A 23944-nucleotide genomic window follows, 5' to 3' on the forward strand; every position below is an offset into this window, starting at 1 on the left:
TGCCCTCCCTCACACCCGCTTGGATGACAAAGATTTCCAAACTTGCGAAACCGCTCTCACGAAGTGCATCGTAGACACCCGGAGGTCCTGAAGCATGGACGAAAAGTCGCAGAGTAAAGACTTGGTATCCGCCCTGCAAAGTCGCACAGAGAATGCGCCCGAACACGTAGCGGTGACGTTCGTGGCCGATGTCGATGACCCCATGGGTCACATCGGGCTCACCTACGCGCAGCTCGATGAGCGGGCCCGGCGACTGGCGGTCTGGCTGGCCGGCCGGTTCGCCCCTGGCGACCGGGCGCTGCTGCTGTTCAACGCGGGCGTGGAGTTCGGCGTGGCCTTCTACGGCTGCCTGTACGCCGGCCTGGTCGCCGTGCCCTGCCCGCGCCCCGGCCGCTACCGGCACGAACGGCACCGCACCGCGGGCATCGCCAGGGACGCCGACGTCGCGGTGCTGCTCACCGACTCGGCCACGCTGGACTCGGTGGAGAAGTGGACCGCCGAGGAGGGCCTGTCCGCGCTGCCGGTGGGCGTCACCGACACCGTCGAGGCCGATCCTGGCGACTGGCGCAGGCCCGCGCTGAGCACGGACAGCCTGGCGCTGTTGCAGTACACCTCCGGCTCCACCGGCAGCCCCAAGGGCGTGATGGTCGGCCACGGCAACCTGCTGGACAACGCGGAGAGCATCCGGACCACCTTCGGCCTGGACCGGCAATCCCGTTGGGGCGGCTGGATTCCGCTCTACCACGACATGGGCCTGATCGGGCACCTGATCACCGGCACGCTGTGCGGCACCGGGTTCGTCCAGCTCGACCCGACCGCGTTCCTGCGCCGCCCGCACCACTGGCTCAAGGTGCTGGACCGCTTCGACGTCAACGCCACCGCCTCCCCCGACTTCGGCTACGACCAGTGCAGCCGCCGGGTCACCGACGAACAGCTGGCCGAACTGGACCTCTCCCGGTTGCGCGCGGCGATCAACGGCTCCGAGCCGGTGCGCTCGGCCACCCTGGACCGCTTCATCGACCGCTTCGGTCCGGCCGGGTTCCGCCCGCGGTCGATGCTGCCCACCTACGGCCTGGCCGAGGCCACCCTGCTGGCCACCGGAACCCACGGCAGGCCACCACACGCGGTCCCGGTGGACGTGCCCGCGCTGGAACAGGGCGAACTGCGCGCCGCCGCACCGGGTGTGCCCGCGCGGGACCTGGTCGGCTGCGGTATCTCCTGCGGTTTCGACGTGCTGGTGGTCGATCCGCACACCCGGGAGGTCCGCCCGGACGGCCGGATCGGTGAGATCTGGCTGGGCGGGCACACCGTGGCCCAGGGCTACTGGCGCAACCGGCAGGCCACCGAGGCCACCTTCGACGCGCACACCGCCGACGGCCGCGGGCCCTACCTGCGCACCGGCGATCTGGGCGGCTGGCTGGCAGGCGACCTGTTCGTCACCGGGCGGCACAAGGACACCATGGTGGTGCACGGCCGCAACATCCACCCGCAGGACGTCGAACACGAGGTCCGCGACCAGCACGAGGAACTCGCCGGACTGCACAGCGTGGCGTTCACTGTGGACGGTGCCGGCGGCGAAGTCGTGGTGCTGGTGCAGGAGATCCGCGGCAGCCACTCCCCCGAGCAGCTCGGCGCGATCGCCGAGGCCGCCACCCAGACCATCGCCCGCGAGTTCGGCGTGCCGGTGGGCGGGGTGGTGCTGGTCCGGCCCGGCGCGGTGCTGCGCACCACCAGCGGCAAGGTCCGCCGCTCGGATATGCGCCGCAACTACCTGGCCGGCCTGCTGGAGCCCTTGCACAGCAACGAGGACCCGCTGCTCGCCGGCACCAGGCAACGGCGCACCGAACTGCGGGACTGGCTGATCACGCGGGTGGCCACCTACCTGCGCCGCCGGCCCGCCGACATCGACCCGGCCCGGCCGCTGGCCGAGTACGGGCTGGATTCGGTGACCACGCTGGCCATCACCACCGACGTCGAGGACCGCTACGACCTGGTGGTGGACCCCGCACTGGCCTGGACCCACCCCACCGCGGACGCCCTCACCACCGCGCTGGCCACCCTGATCGAGGAGAAGACCCGCCAGTGAGCGCACGCCTGCCCCTGACCCCGGCCCAGCACGGTGTGTGGGTCGCGCAGCAACTCGCCCCGGCGAGCCCGCTGTTCACCTGCGCCGTGTACCTCGACATCCCCGGCGCCGTCGCGGAATCCGCGCTACGCCAGGCAATCTCGCGCGCGGTCGCGGAGACCGAGGCGCTGCGGGTGCGCTTCACCGCCGACGGCGAGCAGGTCAGCCAGCAGGTCGACCCGGACATCCGGGGAGAGCTGACCGTGCTCGACGTCGACGGCGAAGCGGCCGCGCGGGCCTGGGTGCAGGCGGACCGGGCGCGGGCGGCGGATCCGCTGGGTGACGGGCCGCTGTTCGAGCACGCGCTGCTGAAACTGGGTCAGGGCAGGCACTGGCTGTACTTCCGCTACCACCACCTCCTGCTGGACGGCTACGGGCTCACGCTCTACGCCCGCCGCCTGCTGGAGCTGCACAACGCCCTCGCCGAGGGTGTCGAAGCACCCGCTTCGACCTTCGGCACGCTGTCCGAACTGGTGCACGAGGAAAGCGCATACCAGGTTGGGGCGCGGGCACAACGTGACCGTTCCCACTGGCTGGCCGAGTTCGCCGATCTGCCCGAATCCACCGAGTTGGGTGAGGGTCCGGCCGGGCTCGCGCCGAGCACCCTGGAGGTCACCGGCGAACTCCCGGCCGCGCTGGCGCAGGGCCGCTGGTCGGTGCCGTTGATCGCGGCCACCGCCGCGCACGCACACCGGCACACCGGCGCGAGTGAGGTGCTGGTGCGGGTGTTCCTGGCCGCCCGGCTCACCCCTGTCGCCCTGGCCACACCCGCGATGCTGGTCAACGATCTACCGCTGCGACTGTCCGTTCGGCCAGGGATGAGCTTCGCCGAACTGGCCGCGCAGACCGAGGCCCGGCTCGCCCAGGCCACCCGGCACCAGCGGTTCCCCGGCGATCTGCTGCGCCGTGAGCTGGCCGACGGGCTGTCCGGGCCCGAGGTGAACGTGCTGTCCTTCACCTCCGACCAGCTGCGTTTCGGCGGGATCGACGCGGTGCTGCGACCCGTTTCGGCTGGTCCGGTGCGGGATCTGACCATCAACGCCTACACCGGCGATGGCGCGGTGCGGCTGCTGCTGCACGGCCACCCCGAGCGGTTCACCGCCGATTCCCTTACCCGGCATCGTGATCGCCTCACCCGGCTGCTCACCGCGGTGGCCGTCGACCCGAACACCCCGATCGGCGCGTTGGAGCTGACCAGCCCGGCCGAACACGCCGCCCTGGCCACCTGGAACAACACCGCTACCGAACCGGCCACCCGGTCGCTGGTGCGGATGTTCGAGGACCAGGACCCGGCCGCGATCGCCGTGGTCACCGAGTGGGAAACGCTGACCTACGGCGAACTGAACACCCGCGCGAACCGGCTGGCACACGACCTGATCGCACACGGGGCGGGCCCGGAAACCCCGGTCGCCGTGCTGCTGGAACGTTCGGTCGACTTCGTGGTGGCCGCCTGGGCGGTGCTCAAGGCAGGTGCGGTCTACGTGCCGGTGGACCCGGACTACCCGGCCGAGCGGGTGCTGTTCCTGTTGGAGGACTCCGGCGCCAAGCTGGTGGTGTCCACAGTGGACGCGCCAGAATCCCCTGCGCACAACCCCGGTGTACGCGTGCACGGCGACGGCGCGGCCTACCTGATCTACACCTCCGGCTCCACCGGCACGCCCAAGGGCGCGGTGATCACCCACGCCGGCATCACGAACATGCTGGACTGGGCGCAGCGGGAGTACCCGCTCGGCCCCGGTGACCGGATGCTGCTCAAGGCGCCCAACGGGTTCGACGTGTCCGTGTACGAGCTGCTGTGGCCGCTCACCAGTGGCGCGGCCGTGGTCATCGCCCGGCCTGGCGGGCACGAGGACCCGGCCTACCTGGCCGAGCTGATCCGCGAGCAGCGGGTCAGCACCTGCGAGTTCGTGCCCGCGCTGCTGGCGCTCTACCTGGACGAGCACACCACCGCCCCGGCGCTGGGCATGGTCACCGCCGGTGGCGAGGCACTGCCGCCCGGACTGGTCGAACGCTTCGCCCAGGTCTGCCCGGACACGGTGCTGCTCAACACCTACGGCCCCGCCGAGACCGCGGTCAACGCCACCTGGTGGCAGGCCGTGCCCGGCGAGCCGGTGGCCATCGGCCGCCCACTGCCTAACACCCGCGCGCACGTGCTGGACGCCGCGCTGGCCCCCGCCGCGATCGGCGCGGTGGGCGAGCTGTACCTGGCCGGCGTGCAGGTCGGCCGTGGCTACCTGGACCGGCCGGGACTCACCGCCGAACGCTTTGTGGCCGATCCGTATGGTCCGGCCGGGACCCGGATGTACCGCACCGGCGACCTGGCCCGCCGCCGCGCGGACGGACTCCTGGAGTTCGCCGGACGGGCCGACGCCCAGGTCAAGATCAACGGTCAGCGGGTGGAGCCCGGCGAGGTGGCCGCACTGCTGTCCACCGCGCCCGGGGTGGTGCAGGCCGACGTCGTGGTGCGCACCTCCGAGGCCGGGGTCAAACAGCTCATCGCCTACGTGGTCGGCGGCGAGGGCGATCTGCGAGCCTGGCTGACCGAACGCGCGCCCGCGCACCTGGTGCCCGCGGTGGTCGTGCCACTGACCGAGATCCCGTTGACCCCCAACGGCAAGGTCGACCGGCGCGCGCTGCCCGCACCCGAGATCGCGCCGGTGACCGCACCGCGCACCGAGACCGAACGCCTGCTGTGCCAGGTACTGGGCGAACTGCTCGGCGCCGAGGTCGGCGCGGACACGCACTTCCTCGCCCAGGGCGGGGACAGCATCATCGCCATCCAACTGGTCGGTAGGCTGCGCGCGCACGGCATCGAACTCACGCCCCGGCAGGTCTTCGCGCACCCGGTGCTGACCGACCTCGCCGCCGCGGCCACCCTGGTCGCCGAGTCCACAGTGGACGAACCGGTCGGCGAGCTGGTCCCGACCCCGATCATGCGCTGGCTGCTCACCCGCGGCGCGCCGATCCAGGACTACGCGCAGACCCTGGAACTGTCCGCCCCGAACCTGACCGAAGCCGACTTCCTGGCCGCGTTGCAGCTGGTGCTGGACCGGCACGACGCGTTGCGCCTGCGCCTGGACGGCGACCGGCTGATCGTGCGCCCGGTCGGCTCGGTGCGGGCTCCCGACTGCCTGACCGATCGGTTGGATCCGGCAGCTGGCATCGTGCTGCGCGCCGAACTGACCGGCGGGACGCTCATCCTGTCCCTGCACCACCTGGTGGTCGACGGGGTGTCCTGGCGGGTGCTGCTGCCCGACCTGGCCGAGGCCCTGACCGCGATCCGCGAAGATCGCCCCGCCCGGCTGTCCGTGCCCGGGATCTCCCTGCGCACCTGGGCAAACTCACTGCCCGCCCGCGCGAGCGAACCCGCTGTGCACGCGGAACTCAGCAGCTGGCAAGAGGTCCTAGACACTGAGCCGCTGGACCTCGGTGCTGGGGACGGCCTGCGCTCGGTGGACATCGAACTGGACGCCGCCACCACCGCTCGCCTGCTCACCGACCTGCCCGCCGCCTACCGCGCGGATGGTGACGACGTGCTGCTGGCCGGACTCGCCGCCGCGATCGGCCGCCCGGTCACAGTGGAACTGGAGGGTCACGGCCGCCTCGGCGCGGGCCTGGCCACCACGGTCGGCTGGTTCACCACCGCACACCCCGTGCGCCTGGACCCCGGCCCGCTGAACTGGGCCGACCTGGCCGCGGGCAACGTGGAAGCGGGCCGGGTGCTGCGCGCCGTCAAGGAGTCGGTGCGCGCGATTCCCGGTGACGGCCTGGGCTTCGGCCTGCTGCGCTGGCTCAACCCGGAGACCGGGCCACTGCTGGCCGCCCTGCCCGAACCGGCGGTGAGCCTCAACTACCTCGGCCGCCTCGACGGTGCCGCGCTCGGCTGGCCGCTGGCCGGATCACCCTTGCAGGACAACACCACCGACCCGGCGTTCCTGCCGAAACTGGAGATCAACGCCTACCTGCGCGAGGCCGAGGACGGGCTGCGGCTGACCGCCCGCTGGTCCAGCGCGAGCTTCGACGCCGACCGGGTCGCCGAGCTGGCCCATCGCTGGCGGGCAGCGCTGATCGGCTTGTCCCGGCACGCCGGCAGTGGCCTGACCCCCTCGGATGTGCCCCTGGTCGCCATCGGCCAGGCCGAACTGGACGAGCTGTGCGCGGCGGCCGGCGACGTGGCCGACGTGCTACCCCTGGCCCCGTTGCAGCAGGGCCTGCTCACCCACTCCCTGCACACCACCGGCGCCGACCCGTACGTGGCCCAGCTCGTGCTCGACATCGAGGGCGACCTCGACCTGACCGCGCTACGCACCGCGGTCGACCGGCTGCTGGCCCGGCACCCCAACCTGCGCGCCGGATTCCACACCCGCGGCGACGCCGACCCGGTCCAGGTGGTGCCCGCCACGATCACCGAGCACTGGGCCGAACACACCACCGACGAAGCCGGGGTGGCCGAGTTCCTGGCCGCGGACCGGGCCCGTGGGTTCGACCTGCGCCGCCCGCCGCTGCTGCGCTTCACCGCGCTGAGCCTTGGCCCGGAACGCACCCGGCTGGTCTTCACCCACCACCACCTGCTCCTCGACGGCTGGTCGCTGCCCCCGCTACTGGCCGAGCTGTTCGCCTTGTACCGCGGCGAAAACCCGCCCGTCGGCACGCCCTACCGCGAGTTCCTGTCCTGGCTGGCCGACCGCGACCGCGCCGAGGTGACCCGGCTCTGGCAGGCCGAGCTGTCTGGTGTCTCCCCCACCGTGCTGGCCCCCGACGCCACGCCGGACACCCCGCGCAGCACCGAGATCCGCCTGGATGCCGAGCAGACCGCCGCGTTGCTCGCCACCACCCGCGCCGCCGGACTCACCCTCGGCGCACTCGCCCAGGCCCTGTGGGGCTTGGTGCTGGCCGGACTCACCGGCGCCGACGATGTGGTCTTCGGCGCACCGGTCGCCGGTCGCCCGCCCGAGTTGCCGGGTGTGGACCGGATGATCGGCCTGTTCATCAACACCCTGCCGGTGCGGGTCAAGCTCGCCGAGGGCGAGAGCCTGGCCGGGCTGACCGCGCGGGTGCAGGAACAGCAGGCCCGCCTGGGCGAACAACACACCGTGCGGCTGGCCGACCTGTGGCAGACCGAGCTGTTCGACACCATCCTGGCCTTCGAGAACTACCCGATGCCCGAACGCCTGGACACCGCCGGGCTGCGGCTTGCGGTCACCGCCAACACCGAGGACACCCACTACCCGCTCACCGTCTCGGTCTTCCCCGGCGAACAACTCCGCATCACCCTGGACACCGCGGTTCTCAGTGCCGAAGCCCTGGCCACCGTCGCCGGAAAGCTGCGCGCGCTGTTCGAGTCAGCCGCGTCCACTGTGGACACTCCGGTCACCGCGGTGTTCTCCGAACAGGAACGCGCGCTGGTACTCGGTGATCGGCAGCAGACCGAACTGGCCTACTTCGCCGCCCGCTCCACCGGCCGGGCCCCGCGCACCCCGCGTGAGGAACTGTTGTGCGCCATGGTCGCCGAGGTGCTCAGCCTGGACTCGATCACCATCGACGACGAGTTCTTCGAGCTGGGCGGCACCTCGATGGTGATGATCCGGCTGGCGCACCGGGTACGCGCGGAGTTCGACGTCGAGCTGTCCCTGCGTGACTTCTTCGCCGCCCCCACCGTGGCCGAGTTGGCCGATCGGCTGGATTCCCTTGCCCCACAAAAGCAGGGGCTCACCGCTCGGGAACGCCCGGACCGGGTGCCGCTGTCCTTCGCCCAGGAACGCATGTGGTTCCTGCAACGTCTCCAGGGCGGCGGCAGCTACACCATTCCGATCGCCCTCCAGCTCACCGGCCCACTGGACGTGCCCGCGCTGCACGGCGCACTCACCGACCTGGTCGACCGGCACGAAGCCCTGCGCACCATCTACCCCGAGGACGCCGAGGGCCCGCACCAGGTGGTGCTGCCGGTCGGCACCCCGCTGCCCTTCGAGGTGGTGCGCACCGGCACCCCCGATCTGGACGCGGCCGGCGCGTATCCCTTTGACCTGACCAGGGAAACCCCGCTGCGGGTCACCCTGTTCGAGCTGGGCGAGCAGGAGCACACGCTGTTCCTGGCGCTACACCACATCGCCACCGACGGCGCCTCACTGACCCCACTCGCGCACGACCTGTCTGCTGCCTACGCCGCCCGGCTCCGCGGCGAAGACGCGAACCTGGCCGCGCTGCCGGTGCAGTACGCCGACTTCGCGCTGTGGCAGAAGGAAACCCAGGCCGAGGAACTGGCCAAGCAGCTCGGCTACTGGAAGCAGAACCTGGCCTCGCTACCCAAGGAAGTCACCTTCCCGGCCGACCGTCCGCGCCCGGCCGCACCCACCTACGAGGGCTCGCACGTGGAGTTCCTCATCGGCCACGAGCTGTACGACCGGGTGGTCGAACTCGCCGGGCAGACCCGTACCACACCGTTCATGGTGCTGCAGGCCGTGGTCGCGTTGCTGCTGACCAAACTCGGCGCCGGCGAGGACATCCCGCTGGGCGGCATCACCGGCGACCGCCCCGACCCGATCCTGGACGAGGTCGTCGGCGTCTTCATCAACACGATCATCTACCGGATCAGCACCGCGGGCGATCCGAGTTTCACCGAACTGCTGCACCGGGTGCGCGAGACCGGGCTGTCCGCCTATGCCAACCGCGATGTGCCGTTCGAGAAGCTGGTCGAGGAGCTGAACCCGGAGCGGGCCCGCACCCGGCACGTGTTCTTCCAGGTGATGGTGGCCTGGCTGGACCTCACCGACGCCGACATCGTGCTGCCGCACATCCAGGTCGAACCCGGCCCGGTGACCAGCGGCACCTCCAAGTTCGACGTGCACTTCGACTGCCACGTGCACCCCGACGGCCTGCTGTGCCGCCTGGAGTACGCCACCGACCTCTACGACCACGCGACCGCGCACCGCTTCGCCGAGCGCTTCACCCGGATCCTGGCCGCGGTCACCGCCGACCCGGCCACCCGTGTGTCCACTGTGGACGTGCTCTCCGCCGAAGAACGCACCCGGGTGCTGGAATCCTTCAACAGCACCGGGATCACCCTGCCGCCGGAGAACTTCGTCGACCTGATGGAGGCCCAGGACCCCGCACTGGAAGCCGTGGCGTGCGAGGGCGAGCGGGTGACCTACGGCGAGTTCAACGCCAGGGTCAACCAGCTCGCACACTCGCTGATCCGGCGCGGTATCGGCCCGGAGTCCCGGATCGCGGTGATGCTGCCCTACTCGGTGGACCTGGTGGTCGCGCTGTGGGCGATCATCAAGGCGGGCGCGGCCTACATCCCGGTGGACACCGGCTATCCCCTGGAGCGCATCAACTACATCCTGGAAGACTCCGGTGCGGCCCTGCTGATGGCCGAACGCGACCTCGACGGCTTCGAGCGCCTCCCGGTCACCGCGCCTGGTGAGTCCACGGACAACCCCGGCGTGCGCGCCTACCCGGACAGCCCCTCCTACATCATCTACACCTCCGGTTCCACCGGCCGTCCCAAGGGCACGCTCAACACCTATCTCGGTATGGACAACCGGTTCTTCTGGATGCAGGAGGACATCGGCCTCGGCCCGGCCGACCGGGTGTTGCAGGCCACGCCGACCGGGTTCGACGTGTCGGTGTGGGAGGTGTTCTGGACGCTGTCCCGCGGCGCGACCCTGGTGGTGCCCAAGCCCGGCGGGCACCGCGACCCGGTCTACATGTCCCGGCTGATGCACGCCGAATCGGTGACCGTGGCGCACCTGGGCGCCTCCCGGCTGGCCGCCTTCCTGGCCGAGGCACAACTGCCCGCCTCGGTGCGCGCCATCGAATCCGGCGACGAGGTGATGCCGGCCGAGCTGATCCGGCGCTTCCACCGCGAGTCCAAGAACCCGGATGTGTGGCTCACCAACGCCTACGGGCCCACCGAGGCCGCCATCGACGTCACCCGCTGGCCCACCCCGGCCGAACCCGGCACGGTGCTGATCGGCCCGCCGGTGCGCAACACCACCGCCTATGTGCTGGACGCCGCGCTGAACCCGGTGGCGCCAGGGGTGTTCGGCGAGCTGTACATCGGCGGCCTGCAACTGGCCCGCGGCTACCTGGACCGCTCCGGGCTGACCGCGGAACGCTTCGTGGCCAACCCCTACGGCCCGCCCGGCGACCGCATCTACCGCACCGGCGACCTGGCCCGCTGGACCGAATCCGGCGAGCTGGAGTACCAGGGCCGGGCCGATGACCAGGTGAAGCTGCGTGGGCAGCGGATCGAACTGGGCGAGGTCGAGTCCGCGATGACCAGCTTCCCCGGCGTGGCCAGGGCCGCGGTCGCGGTGCACCAGCAGCGCCTGGTCGGCTACGTCATCCCGGCCGGGCCGGTGGATCACGAGCAGTTGCGGGCACACCTGGCCGCGCGGCTGCCGGAGTACATGGTGCCGCCGCTGGTGGTGGAGCTGGACGTGTTCCCGGCGCTGCCCAGCGGCAAGCTGGACCGCTCCGCGCTGCCCGCCCCGGACTTCGCACCCCTGACCGGCCGCCGACCGCGGACTGTCCGCGAGGAGGTGCTCTGCCAGATCTTCGCCGAGGTCACCGGGGTGCCCGAGGTGTTCCTGGACGACGACTTCTTCGCCCTCGGCGGGCATTCGCTCTCGGTGGCCCGGCTGGCCAGTCGGATCCGCGCGGTGCTGGGCGCGGAGATCGAGCTGGCGGTGCTCTTCGACGCCACCACTCCGGCCAAGGTCGCCGCCCGCCTGGACGGCGTCACAGCCCACCGCCCGCGGCTGAGTGCCCGGGAACGCGGCGACCGGCTGCCGCTCTCGCACGCCCAGGAACGCCTGTGGTTCCTGCACCGCTTCGAGGGCCCCTCGGCCACCTACAACCTGCCGGTGGCACTGCGCCTGTTCGGCGTGCTCGACGTGGTCGCGCTGGATGCGGCAATCGCCGATGTGGCGCAACGGCATGAGGCCCTGCGCACGATCTTCGCCGAGGACGCCGACGGCCCGCACCAGGTGATCCTGGATGCGGTGCCGCCACTGGCCACCGTTGCGGTGCAAGGCGATCTGGACGCGACGCTGGCCGAGGCCGTGCAGGTGCACTTCGACCTGGCGGTGGAACCGCCGCTGCGTGCCACGCTGTTCGACCTCGACGCGGGTGAGTACGTGCTGTTGCTGGTGCTGCACCACATCGCGGGCGACGCGTTCTCGATGGAACCCCTGGCCGGTGACCTGATCATCGCCTATACCGCCCGGGTCGGCGGCAGCGCGCCGGAGTGGGCGCCGCTGCCGGTGCAGTACGCGGATTACGCTGTGTGGCAACGGGAACTGCTTGGGTCGGCCAGCGATCCGGACAGTGAGCTGAGCCGTCAGGTCGGCTACTGGAAGCAGGCCCTCGCCGGTTTGCCCGAGCAGCTCGCGCTGCCCACCGACCGGCCGCGACCGCCGGTGTCCAGTCACCGGGGTGGCATGGTCGAGTTCCAGGTGCCCACCGAAGTCCACAGTGGACTGTCCGAACTGGCCAGGAGCAACCAGGCCACGCTGTTCATGGTGGTGCAGGCCGCGCTGGTCACCCTGCTGCACCGGCTGGGCGCCGGGGACGATGTGGTGATCGGCTCGCCGGTGGCCAACCGGGGTGAGGACGCGGTGGCCGGACTGGTGGGCTTCTTCGTCAACAACCTGGTGCTGCGCACCGACCTGTCCGGCGACCCGGCCTTCACCGAGGTGCTGGCCAGGGTGCGGGCGGCGGGTCTGGCCGCGTACGCGCACCAGGACGTGCCGTTCGAGCGGGTGGTGGAGGCGGTCAACCCGGCCCGCTCGACCGCCCGGCACCCGCTGTTCCAGGTCAACCTGAACTGGGTGGACGCCGAGGCGCGCGCGGTCTACCAACGCGCCAACGAACTGCCCGGCCTGACCGGTCAGGTGCTCGAACTGACCTCGGACACCGCCAAGTTCGACCTGTCCTTCTTCCTCAGCGAACTGCCCGAGGGCGGCCTGGCCTGTGCCCTGGAGTTCGCCGCCGACCTGTTCGACCGCGGTACCGCCGAGCGGATCGCACACCGGCTCACCGACCTGTTCACCGCCGTGCTGCAGTCTCCCGACCGACCGGTAGGTAGTTTGTCGGTGCTGACCGAGGGCGAACAGCAGCAGCTGCTGGTGGAGTGGAACAACACCGCACACGAGCTGCCCACCGCAACCTTCACCGAGCTGTTCGCCGCCCAGGTCGCCCGCACCCCAGAAGCCACCGCGGTGGTCTTCGAGGGCACGGCGCTGAGTTACGCGGAACTGGACCGCCAGGCCAACCACCTGGCCCGACGGCTGATCGCACTGGGCGCGGGTCCGGAGCGGTTTGTCGGCGTGCTGCTGCCGGTGTCTGAGCAGGTCCTGGTCACCGTGCTCGCCGTGCTCAAGACCGGCGCCGCCTACCTGCCGATGGCCGCGGGCACGCCGACCGAGCGGTTGGTTTTCATGCTCGACGACATCGCGCCGGTGGCCGTGGTGAGCACCCCGGAACTGGCCGGGCCCGCCGGGGACATCCCGGTGCTGGTGCCCGACGGCGCCGAGTCCGCCGACCCGGTCACACCCACGAGCACCCCGGGCAACGCCGCGTTCGTGATCTACACCTCCGGCTCCACCGGCACGCCCAAGGCGGTGCTGGTCGAACACGGCTCCCTGGTCGCCTACCTGTCCTGGGCCACCCACGAGTACGAGAGCCTGCGCGAGCACTCGCTGGTGCACTCCCCGCTCTCCTTCGACCTCACCGTCACCGGCCTGGTCGGCCCGCTGCTGCACGGCGGCCGGGTGGAACTGGTGCGGTGGCACGAAACCGGGCCGGACAGCACCGTGGGCGTGGCCAAGCCCGCCTTCGTCAAGGCCACCCCGAGCCACCTCCAGCTGCTCGACGTGGTCGGCGAGGACTACTCGCCGAGCGGTCAGCTGGTGCTCGGCGGTGAATCACTGCTCGGTGACGCCCTCGACGCCTGGCGGGCCGGGCATCCCGGGGTCACCGTGCTCAACGAGTACGGGCCGACCGAGACCACGGTGGGCTGCACGGTCTTCCGGATCGAACCGGGTGATGCACTGCCCTCCGGCGTGATCACCATCGGCACGCCGGTGTGGAACACCCGGATCCTGGTGCTGGACCACCGGCTCCAGCTCGCGCCGGTGGGCACCGCCGGTGAGCTGTACGTGGCCGGATCGCTGGTCACCCGCGGCTACCAGAACCGGCCGGGGCTCACCTCGGCCCGATTCGTGGCCAACCCGTTCGCCCCCGGCGAGCGGATGTACCGCACCGGCGACCTGGCCCGGTGGACCGAGTCGGGGCGCCTCGAATTCCTGAGCCGGGTGGACGACCAGGTCAAGATCCGCGGTTTCCGGATCGAGCTGGGCGAGGTCGAGGCCGTGCTCGGCGCGGTGCCCGGGGTGACCCAGGCCGCCGTGGTGGTGCGCGAGGACCAGCCCGGCGACAAACGACTGGTCGCCTACGTGGTGGGCACGGCCGGGCTCGACGAACTGCGCGCCGAGGCCACCCGGGTGCTGCCGGACTACATGGTGCCCTCCGCGTTCGTGGAGCTGGAGGTGTTGCCGCGCACCGGGAACGGCAAGCTGGACCGCCGGGCCCTGCCCGCACCCCAGCACACCGAGACCGGCCGAGTCGCCGCCGAGGGCGTGGAAAGCCAGGTCGCGGCGCTGTTCACCGACCTGCTCGGGGTGCCGGAAGCCTTCGCCGACACCGATTTCTTCACCCTGGGCGGGCACTCGATGCTGGTGGCCCGCCTGGTCAACCAGGTCCGCGCCGGGTTCGGTGTGGAAATCTCGATCAAGGACGTGTTCGAGAACTCCACCGTCGCCGGGATCGCCCGGCTCGTCGCGGCCGGCCGGGACGCCCGGCCCGCGCTGCGCCGACGCGAACGCCCGGAGCGGGTGCCGCTGTCCCCGGCCCAGCGCCGGATGTGGTTCCTGGACCGCCTGGACGGGCCGTCCGCCACCTACACCATCCCGATCTCGCTGAAACTGTCCGGCGAACTGGACGTGTCCGCATTGCGGGCGGCCTTCGCCGATGTGGTGACCCGGCACGAATCCCTGCGCACGATCGTGGCCGAGGACGGCGACGAGGTCTACCAGGTGGTGACCGACCGCGCGCCCGAGTTCACCGTCATCGAGGTTGATCCGTCCACTGTGGACGATGAGGTGGCGCGGGCGGCGCAGGGTTCGTTCGCACTGGACCGGGAGCTGCCCGCGCGGGCGGTGCTGTTGCGGGTCGGCGCGACCGAGCACGTGTTGCTGGTGCTGCTGCACCACATCGCCGCGGACGGCGGTTCGATGCCGGTGCTGGCCGCGGACCTGGCCACCGCCTACGCCGCCCGGTTGGCCGGCCACGCGCCGGAGTGGGCGCCGCTGCCAGTGCAGTACGCGGACTACGTGCTGTGGCAACGGGACTTCGCCGAAGACCAGCTCGGCTTCTGGACCAAGGCGCTGGCCGGGATCCCGGACGAGATCAGCCTGCCCGCCGACCGGCCGCGGCCCGCCGCACCGAGTCATCGGGGTGGCGCGGTCCCGCTCACCGTGCCCGCCGACCTGCGTGCCCGGCTCGCCGCGGTGGCCCGCGCGCACGGCGCGAGTGAGTTCATGGGTTTGCAGGCCGCCTTCGCCGCTCTGCTGTCCCGGCTCGGCGCCGGGCCGGACGTGGTGCTGGGCAGCCCGGTGGCCGAACGGCCGGACGCCGCACTGGAGGGCCTGGTCGGCCTGTTCGTCAACACCCTGGTGCTGCGCACCGACCTGTCCGGCACCCCGTCCTTCACCGAACTGCTGGGCCGGGTGCGCGCCTTCGACGTGGCCGCCTACGCCAGGGCCGACGTGCCGTTCGAGCAGCTCGTGGAGGCACTCAACCCGGTGCGCTCGCGGGCCCGGCACCCGCTGTTCCAGGTGATGCTGACCCTCAACGCACAACAGGCCGCCCCCAGCCTGCCCGGCCTGTACACCACCATCGGCGACCTGCCCCTGGACCGGGCCAAGTTCGAACTGTCCCTCGCACTGTCCGATGAGGACGGTTCCTGGACCGGCGTGCTGGAGTACGCCACCGACCTGTTCGACGCCGCCACCGTCGAGGCCATCGGCGCCCGCTTCCTGCGCCTGGTCGAGCAGGTGACCGCCACGCCGGAACAGCCGGTGCACGCCGTGGACCTGCTCACCCCGGCTGAGCGCACGGAACTCCTGGTTACCCGCAACGCCACCGCCAAGGCCCGGCCGGAAACCCTGCTGCCACAGCGGCTCGAGGAACAGGCCGCGACCACACCGGAAGCGGTGGCGGTGCTCGACGGCACGCACTCGCTGAGCTACGCCGAGCTGAACCTCCGGGCCAACCAGCTCGCCCGGCACCTGCGTGCTCAGGGAGTCGGTGCGGGTTCGGTGGTCCCGGTGGTGCTCCCCCGGTCGGCCGAGTTGATGGTGGCACTGCTCGCGGTGCTCAAGTCCGGCGCGGCCTACCTGCCCATCGACCACACCTACCCAGCCGAGCGGATCAACCTGCTGGTCACCGATTCCGGCGCGGACCTGGTGATCACCGCGTCCACCTTCCACAGTGGACTGTCCGAGCTGCCCGGCGAGAACCTGGACCTGGCCATCGATCCGCGGTCGGCCGCCTACCTGATCTACACCTCCGGTTCGACCGGACGCCCCAAGGCCGTGGTGATCGAACACGCCGCGCTGGCCGCCTACCTCAGCGAGGCCGAGGCCATGTACCCGGCGGCCTCCGGCGAGGCGCTGGTGCACTCCTCGGTGGCCTTCGACATGCCGGTCACGACACTGTTCACCCCGCTGATCACCGGCGGTCGCGTCCGTTTCGGCGCACTCGACGAGCACACCACCCGGCCGGACCTGCTCAAGGTCACCCCCAGCCACCTGCGCCTGCTGGACACCCTGCCCGCACCGGCATCCGACGCGTACAACCTGATCATCGGCGGCGAAGCCCTCGACGGCGAGGTGGTGCAGCGCTGGCGGGACAAGCATCCGGACGCCGTGATCACCAACGAGTACGGGCCCACCGAGGCCACCGTGGGCTGCGTGGTCTTCCACCTGCACCCGGGTGAGCCGCAGATCACCGGCCCGGTCCCGATCGGCCGCCCGATCGGCAACGCCCGGGTCTACGTGCTCGACGAGCACCTCCGGCCGGTGCCCGCCGGCGTGTGGGGCGAGCTGTACCTGGCCGGGGCCGGACTGGCCCGCGGCTACCACGACCGGCCCGCGCTGACCGCCGAACGCTTCCTGGCCAACCCCTTTGACACCAACGGAACGCGGATGTACCGCACCGGCGACCGGGTCCGCTGGAACACGGCCGGAGACCTCGAATACGCCGGGCGGGTGGATGAGCAGGTCAAGGTCCGCGGCTTCCGGATCGAGCCGGGCGAGATCGAGTCCGCACTGTCCGCTGTGGACGGTGTCGCCCAGGCCGCCGTGATCGTCCGCGAGGACCGTCTGGTCGCCTACCTGGTTCCCGCTCGCGCGGAGCTGTCCACTGAGGACGTCCGGTCGACGCTGGCCGCCACACTTCCCGCACACCTGGTGCCGTCGGCGTTCGTCACGCTCGACGAGATCCCGTTGAACCCCAACGGCAAACTCGACCGCCGCGCCCTACCCGAACCAGGCCGGGAACAGGGCGGACGAGCGCCGGAGGGCCTGGCCGAGCAGACCCTGGCCGCGTTGTTCGCCGAGGTGCTGGGCCTGGACTCGATCTCGGCCGAGGAGGACTTCTTCGCCGCCGGTGGGCAGTCGCTGCTGGCCGGGGTGCTGGTCAACCGGATCCGCGCAGTGCTCGGGGTGCGGGTGGAACTGCGTCAGCTCTTCGACTCGCCCACGGTGGCCGGACTGGCCGCGCAGCTGGACTCTGTGCCCCGGCATGAGCGATTCGCATTGCAGCCAAGGCCGGAGCGGCTGCCGCTGTCCTTTGGCCAGGAACGACTGTGGTTCCTGCACGGCCTGGACGGCCCCTCCGACACCTACAACGTGCCGGTCGCCCTGCGCCTGACCGGCGTGGTGGACGTGCCCGCGCTCCACCAGGCACTGGCTGATCTCTCCATGCGGCACGAAACCCTGCGCACGATCTTCGCCACCGACGGCCGTGGCAGCAGGCAGATTGTGCTCGCCGATGGCCACCCAGCCCTGGAAGTCCGCGAGGTCTCGCCCGAGGCCGTGGAGGACGCGCTGGCCGAGGCCGCCGGATACCGGTTCGACCTGGCGACCGAGGTTCCGTTCCGCGGTTGGCTGTTCCAGCTCGGCGCCAAGGAATCCGTGCTGGTCCTGGTGCTGCACCACATCGCGGGCGACGCGGTGTCCATGGCCACCCTGGCCGCCGACCTGAGCACCGCCTACACCGCCCGCGTCGCCGGGCAATCCCCGCGCTGGGCGCCACTGCCGGTGCAGTACGCCGACTACGCGGTCTGGCAGCGCGAGGTGCTCGGCAACGGCGAACTGTCCCGGCAGCTCGGCCACTGGGTGGACACCCTGGCCGACGCTCCGGCGCAGATCGCACTGCCGACGGACCGGCCACGCCCGGCGGTGGCCAGTCACCGCGGCGACTCGGTCGCCTTCACCGTCCCTGCCGAGCTGCGCGGTGCGCTGACCCGGCTGGCCCAACAGCACGGGGCCACGCTGTTCATGGTGCTGCACGCCGCGTTCAGCACCCTGTTGTCCCGGCACGGCGCCGGTACCGACGTGGTGCTCGGCACCCCGGTCGCGGGCCGCACGGACGCGGCCGCGCAGCACCTGGTCGGCCTGTTCGTCAACACGCTGGTGCTGCGCGCCGACCTGTCCGGCGACCCGTCGTTCCGCGAGTTGCTGGGCCGGGTCCGGGGCACCGACCTGGCTGCCTACGCGCACCAGGACGTGCCGTTCGAGCACCTGGTGGAGGCACTCAACCCGGAACGCTCTACCGCCCAGCAGCCCCTGGTGCAGGTGACCATCATGCTGGACAACACCGGCCAACTGCCCGCCCTCCGGCTGCCCGGCCTGACCGCCGAACCCGAGCCGGTCACCTCCGCCTCGGCCAAGTTCGACCTCTCACTGTCCTTTGCAGACGGACACGACGGCGCGCTGGCCGGTGCGCTGGAATTCGCCACCGACCTCTTCGACCGCGATACCGCCGCCACCCTCACCGACCGGCTGCAGCGAGTACTGACCGAGGTGGTCACCGCCCCGGAGCTGCCACTCAGCAAGATCAACCTGCTCGCGGAGTCCGATCGGCAGCACCTGCTGACCACCTGGAACGGCGCCCCGCAGGAGATCCCGGCGGCCACCGTGATCGAGCTGTTCGACGCCCAGGTGGCAGCCAACCCGGACGCGGTGGCCGTGGTCGAGGCCGGGAAGTCCACCAGCTACGCCGAACTGGACGTCCAGGCCCGCCGGGTCGCCGCGCACCTGCGGGCACACGGTGTCGGCCCGGAAACCGCGGTGGCCCTCTGGCTGGAGCGGTCCCTGGACCTGGTGGTCGCCACCCTCGCGGTACTGCGGGCCGGCGGCGCGTACGTACCACTGGACCCGAGGCATTCGCCGACCTGGCTGAGCCGCATCCTGAACGACACCGGCGCCCTGCTGGTGCTCACCCACGACGCCGCCGGACCCGGCCTCCCCGAGAACCGGCCGGTGCTCAACCTCGCCGATCTGTCCGAAGTGGACACTGTCGCGGATGTCCCTGCGCACCCCGCGCAACTCGCGTACGTCATGTACACCTCGGGTTCCACCGGCACACCCAAGGGCATCGCGGTGTCCCAGCGGGACATCGTGGCCCTGGCCACCGACGAATGCTGGCGCGGCGGGGCGCACGAGCGGGTGCTGCTGCGTTCCCCGCACGCCTTCGACGCCGCCACCTACGAACTGTGGGTGCCGCTGCTCAACGGCGGCCGGATCGTGGTCTCCCCACCCGGTGAGCTGGACCTGACCGCACTGCGGCGGCTGCTGGTCGCCGAGCAGGTGACCGCGTTGTTCCTGACCACCGCGCTGTTCAACGTCATCGCCGAAGAGGACCCCTCCGTCTTCGGCACCGTCCGGCAGGTCTGGACCGGAGGCGAGCAGGTCTCCCCCGCCGCGTTCCGCCGGGTGCTCGCCGCGGGCGGCCCGGAACTGGTGCACGTCTACGGGCCCACCGAGACCACCACCTTCGCCACCTTCCACCGGGTCCGGGACCTGGTGCCCGGCGCGACCATCCCGATCGGCCGGGCGATGACCGGGATGCGGGCCTACGTGCTCGACGACCGGCTCAGCCTGGTCCCGCCGGGTGTGCCGGGCGAGCTGTACCTCGGTGGTGCGGGGGTGGCCCGTGGCTACGTCGGGCAGCCCATCGCCAGTGCGGAGCGGTTTGTCGCCGACCCGTTCACTCCCGGCGGCCGGATGTACCGCACCGGCGATGTGCTGCGGTACAACGCAACGGGGCAGCTGGAGTTCGTGGGCCGGGCCGACACCCAGGTCAAGATCCGCGGCTTCCGGATCGAACCCGGCGAGATCGAATCGGTGCTCACCGGCGCCGAGGACATCGCCCAGGCGGCGGTCGTGGTCCGCGAGGACGCGCAGGGCGAACGCCAACTGCTCGCCTACGTCGTGCCCGCCCCCGGACACCAACTCGACCGCGTCAAAATCGGCACCCGGCTCGCCGCCTCGGTACCGCGCTACATGGTCCCGTCCGGCATCGTGGTCCTGGACAGTTTGCCGTTGACCCCCAACGGAAAGCTCGACCACCGGGCGCTGCCGGTGCCAGCCGGACCGGTCGCCGCCCCGGGTCGCGGACCGCGCTCGCCGCGCGAGGAAATTCTCAGCCGCCTGTTCGCCGAGGTGCTCGGCGTGCCGTCGGTGGGCACCGCGGACAACTTCTTCGAGCTGGGCGGACACTCGCTGCGGGTGACCAGGCTGGTCAGCCGGGTGCGCGCGGTGCTGGGCGTGGAACTGCCGGTGCGCGACGTGTTCGAGGCGCCCACCATCGCCGGACTGGCGGCCAGGCTGGACCGGATGGCCCAGGCCCGCCCCGGCATCACCGCGGGCGATCGGCCCACCCGGATCCCACTGTCCTTCGCCCAGAAGCGACTGTGGTTCCTGCACCGGTTCGAAGGCCCGTCCCCGGCCTACAACATCCCCCTCGCGCTGCGGCTGACCGGCAGCCCGGACACCGGCGCGCTCACCGCCGCCCTCGCCGATGTGGTGGCCCGGCACGAAAGTCTGCGCACCGTGCTCGGCGAGGACGAGGCCGGGGCCTACCAGGTGGTGCTGCCCGCGGGCGAGGCCAAGCCACGCCTGGAGATCACCGACGTCCCGGCCACGGAACTGGCCGAGCACCTGGACGCCACCGCCACCTACACCTTCGACCTGGCCACCGAGATCCCGGTGCGGGCCTGGGTGCTGCGGCAGTCCGAACGGGAGTCGGTGTTCCTGTTGCTGGTGCACCACATCGCCGCGGACGCCGAATCCCTGCGCCCACTGGCCGCTGATCTGGCCACCGCGTACCAGGCCAGACTGTTCGGACACCGTCCAGAGTGGACAGAACTGCCGGTGCAGTACGCCGACTACGCGCTCTGGCAGGACCAGCTCCTCGACAGCTTCAGCGGCGAACTCCTGGACTTCTGGACCACCGCACTCGCCGGTGCGCCCGAGGAGCTGAACCTGCCCGCCGACCGGCCCCGGTCCACCCTGTCCACCGGCGCGGGCGCCGCGGTGCCACTGCGGATCGACCCGGCCCTGCACCGACGGCTGGCCGAACTCGCCGAAGCGCACGGCGTCACCGTGTTCATGGTGCTGCAGGCCGGACTCGCCGCCCTGCTGGACCGCCTCGGCGCCGGATCGGACCTGCCGATCGGCACCCCGACCGCGGGCCGGGTGGACCAGGCCCTGGACGGCCTGATCGGGTTCTTCCTCAACACGCTGGTCCTGCGCACCAACACCGCGGGGTCGCCGAGCTTCGCCGAACTGCTCGGCCGGGTCCGGCGCACCGACCTGGACGCCTATGAGCACCAGGACCTGCCGTTCGAGCGCCTGGTCGAAACGCTCAATCCGGCGCGGTCGACCGGCAGGCACCCGCTGTTCCAGGTGATGCTGTCCTTCCGCAACAACGCCCAGGCCGACCTGGAACTGCCCGGCCTGCGGATCGAACCGGTCGACGCGCAACTGCCCGCGGCCAAGTTCGACCTGTCCTTCAGCCTCACCGAACTGTTCGATGTGGACGGTGAGCCGGACGGCATCGAGGGCGAACTCCAGTACGCCACCGCGCTCTTCGACTCCGGCACCGCCAGCGGACTCGCCGAACGCCTGGTGCGCGTGCTCGATCAAGCCAGCAGCACACCCGAAACCTCGATCACCGAGCTGGACGTGCTACTGCCCGCCGAGCCGGAGCTGGTCCTGAACACCTGGAACCGCACCAAATCGGACCGCCCGGCCGCCACCCTGGTCACCCTGTTCGAGGCCGCGGCCACCGAACACGCCGAGGCCACCGCAGTCATCGACGGCGAAGTCACGATCAGCTATGCCGAGCTGAACCGGCGAGCCAACCAACTGGCACACCTGCTGATCGAGGAGGGTGTTCGCCCGGAATCCGTGGTGGCCCTGGCCTTGCCGCGCTCCCTGGACCTGATCGTCGCCGCGCACGCGGTGGCCAAGGCCGGAGCCGCCTACACCCCGGTCGACCTGGACAACCCACCGGAACGGGCGGCCAGGATGATCGCGGACGCGGGAGCGGTGCTCGTGCTCACCACCTCGGGCACCGACATCCCGGGCCTGGCCTTGGACGACCCGGCCACCGCGCACCGACTCGCCGAATCCCCGGCCACCAACCCGGAAATCACGCTCCAGCCGGAGAACGCGGCCTACGTCATGTTCACCTCCGGCTCCACCGGCCGCCCCAAGGGCGTCGTGGTCTCACACGCCTCGGTGGTGAACCACCTCGGCTGGCTGCAATCCGAATACCGGCTCGGCCCGGACGACCGGGTGCTGCAGAAGACCCCCATCGGCTTCACCGTGTCGGTGTGGGAACTGTTCTGGCCGTTGCAGTCCGGCGCCACCACGGTGATCGCCGCACCCGGCGGCCACCGCGATCCCGAGTATCTGGCGGACATGGTTTCCCAGCACGGAATCACGACTGTCCACTTTGTACCGTCCATGCTGGAACTGCTGCTCGCCGAAATCGACCCGGCGCGACTGCACGGACTGCGGCGGATCTTCGTCGGCGGTGAGGCGCTCAGCCGCGACCTGCACGACCGGTTCACCGCCGCCTTCGGCATCCCGCTGTACTACAAGTACGGCTCCACCGAGGTCACCTGCGACGCCACCTTCTGGGACCCGGCAACGGACCCCGGCAGCCGGGCACTGGTCACCATCGGACGGCCCATCGACAACACCCGCGTGCACGTCCTGGACGCCGCTCTGCGGCCGGTCCCGCCGGGCGTGCCCGGAGAGCTGTACGTGGCCGGGGCGCAGGTCTCCCGCGGCTACGCCGGCCAGCCCGGCCTGACCGCCGAACGGTTCATCGCCGACCCGTTCACCCCCGGCGGACGGCTCTACCGCACCGGCGACCTGGTCCGCTGGGACGCCGAGGGACGGCTGCACTTCGTCGGCCGGGCCGACGCCCAGCTCAAGGTGCGCGGCATCCGGGTGGAACCGGGCGAGATCGAACTGGCCCTCACCGATCTGTCCACAGTGGACCGTGCGGTGGTGCTGGCCCGGAACGACCTGCTCGCCGCCTACGTCACCGGCACCGCCGAACCCGGCGACCTGCGCCGGGCGCTGGCCGCCCGGCTGCCCGCGCACCTGGTGCCCTCGGCGATCGTGGTGCTGCCGGAATTCCCGGTCACCGCCAACGGCAAGCTCGACCTCGCCGCTCTGCCCGAACCCGAACGCGAGGTCTACTTCGGGCGGCCACCGGCCACCGCGGACGAACACGTGCTGTGCGGACTGTTCGCCGATGTGCTCGGCCTGCCCGAGGTCGGCGTGGACGAGGACTTCTTCGCCCTCGGCGGCCACTCCATGCTGGCCACCCGCCTGCTCAGCCGGATCCGCGGCAAACTGGGCGGCTCGGCGCGCACGCTGACCGTACGCAGCCTGTTCGAGTCACCCACGGTCGCCGGACTCGCCACCCGGCTGCGCGCGGGCAGCGAATCCGAACCCCTGGCCATGCTGCTGCCGCTACGGCCCGGCGGCACCGGCACCCCGCTGTTCTGCGTGCACCCCCTCGGTGGCATGAGCTGGAGCTATGTCCAGCTCAGCCGACACCTGCCCGCCCGCTACCCGGTCTACGGCTTGCAGGCCGCCGGACTCGACGGCACCGGCAAGCTCGCGGGCAGCATCACCGAGATGGCCGCCCAGTACGTGGCCCGGCTGCGTCAAATCCAGCCAACGGGTCCCTACCGACTGGTCGGTTGGAGCTTCGGCGGCCTGGTCGCGCACGAGATGGCCGTGCAACTGCGCGAGACCGGGGCCGAGGTCGAACTGCTCGCGGTGCTCGACACCTACCCCCGCGACCGGCACACGCCACCGCGCTCGGAAACCGAACTCCTGGACGGCGTGGAAGTCCCCGCCGAACTCGACGGCCTGCCGCCGCACCGCATCGAGTCGGTCAAGGCGGTGTTCGTCAACAACAACGAGCTGGCCGGACGTCACCTGCCCCGGACCTACGACGGCGATCTGGTGTTCTGCCAGGCCACCCGGCTCGACCCGGGCGAGACCCGCCGCGAACCGGACCTGTGGCAGCCGCACGTCACCGGGGCCATCGCGGTGCACCCGATCGAGGCCAGCCACAACGACCTGCTCGACAGCCGTCCCGCCACCGCGGTGGGCGACCTGCTGACCCGGCTGCTGGGCGAACTGGAAAGGAACTGAG

2 protein-coding genes are annotated in these 23944 nt (G+C 71.3%); both read left to right on the forward strand.

Annotation, left to right across the window (positions count from 1 at the left end; all coding sequences use genetic code 11):
• The first annotated feature begins 94 nt into the window (after positions 1 to 94).
• Complete coding sequence (locus MZC64_RS42805) at positions 95 to 2086, forward strand: AMP-binding protein (protein ID WP_282106779.1); 1992 nt, start codon at positions 95 to 97, stop codon at positions 2084 to 2086.
• Positions 2083 to 23943: a non-ribosomal peptide synthase/polyketide synthase gene (locus tag MZC64_RS42810; RefSeq protein ID WP_247765219.1), complete on the forward strand. Its 21861-nt coding sequence runs from the start codon at positions 2083 to 2085 to the stop codon at positions 23941 to 23943. Before MZC64_RS42805 ends, MZC64_RS42810 begins: the two co-directional genes overlap by 4 nt.
• Position 23944 lies beyond the last annotated feature (1 nt).

The sequence above is a fragment of the Crossiella sp. S99.2 genome, assembly GCF_023094165.1.
Classification (GTDB): domain Bacteria; phylum Actinomycetota; class Actinomycetes; order Mycobacteriales; family Pseudonocardiaceae; genus Crossiella.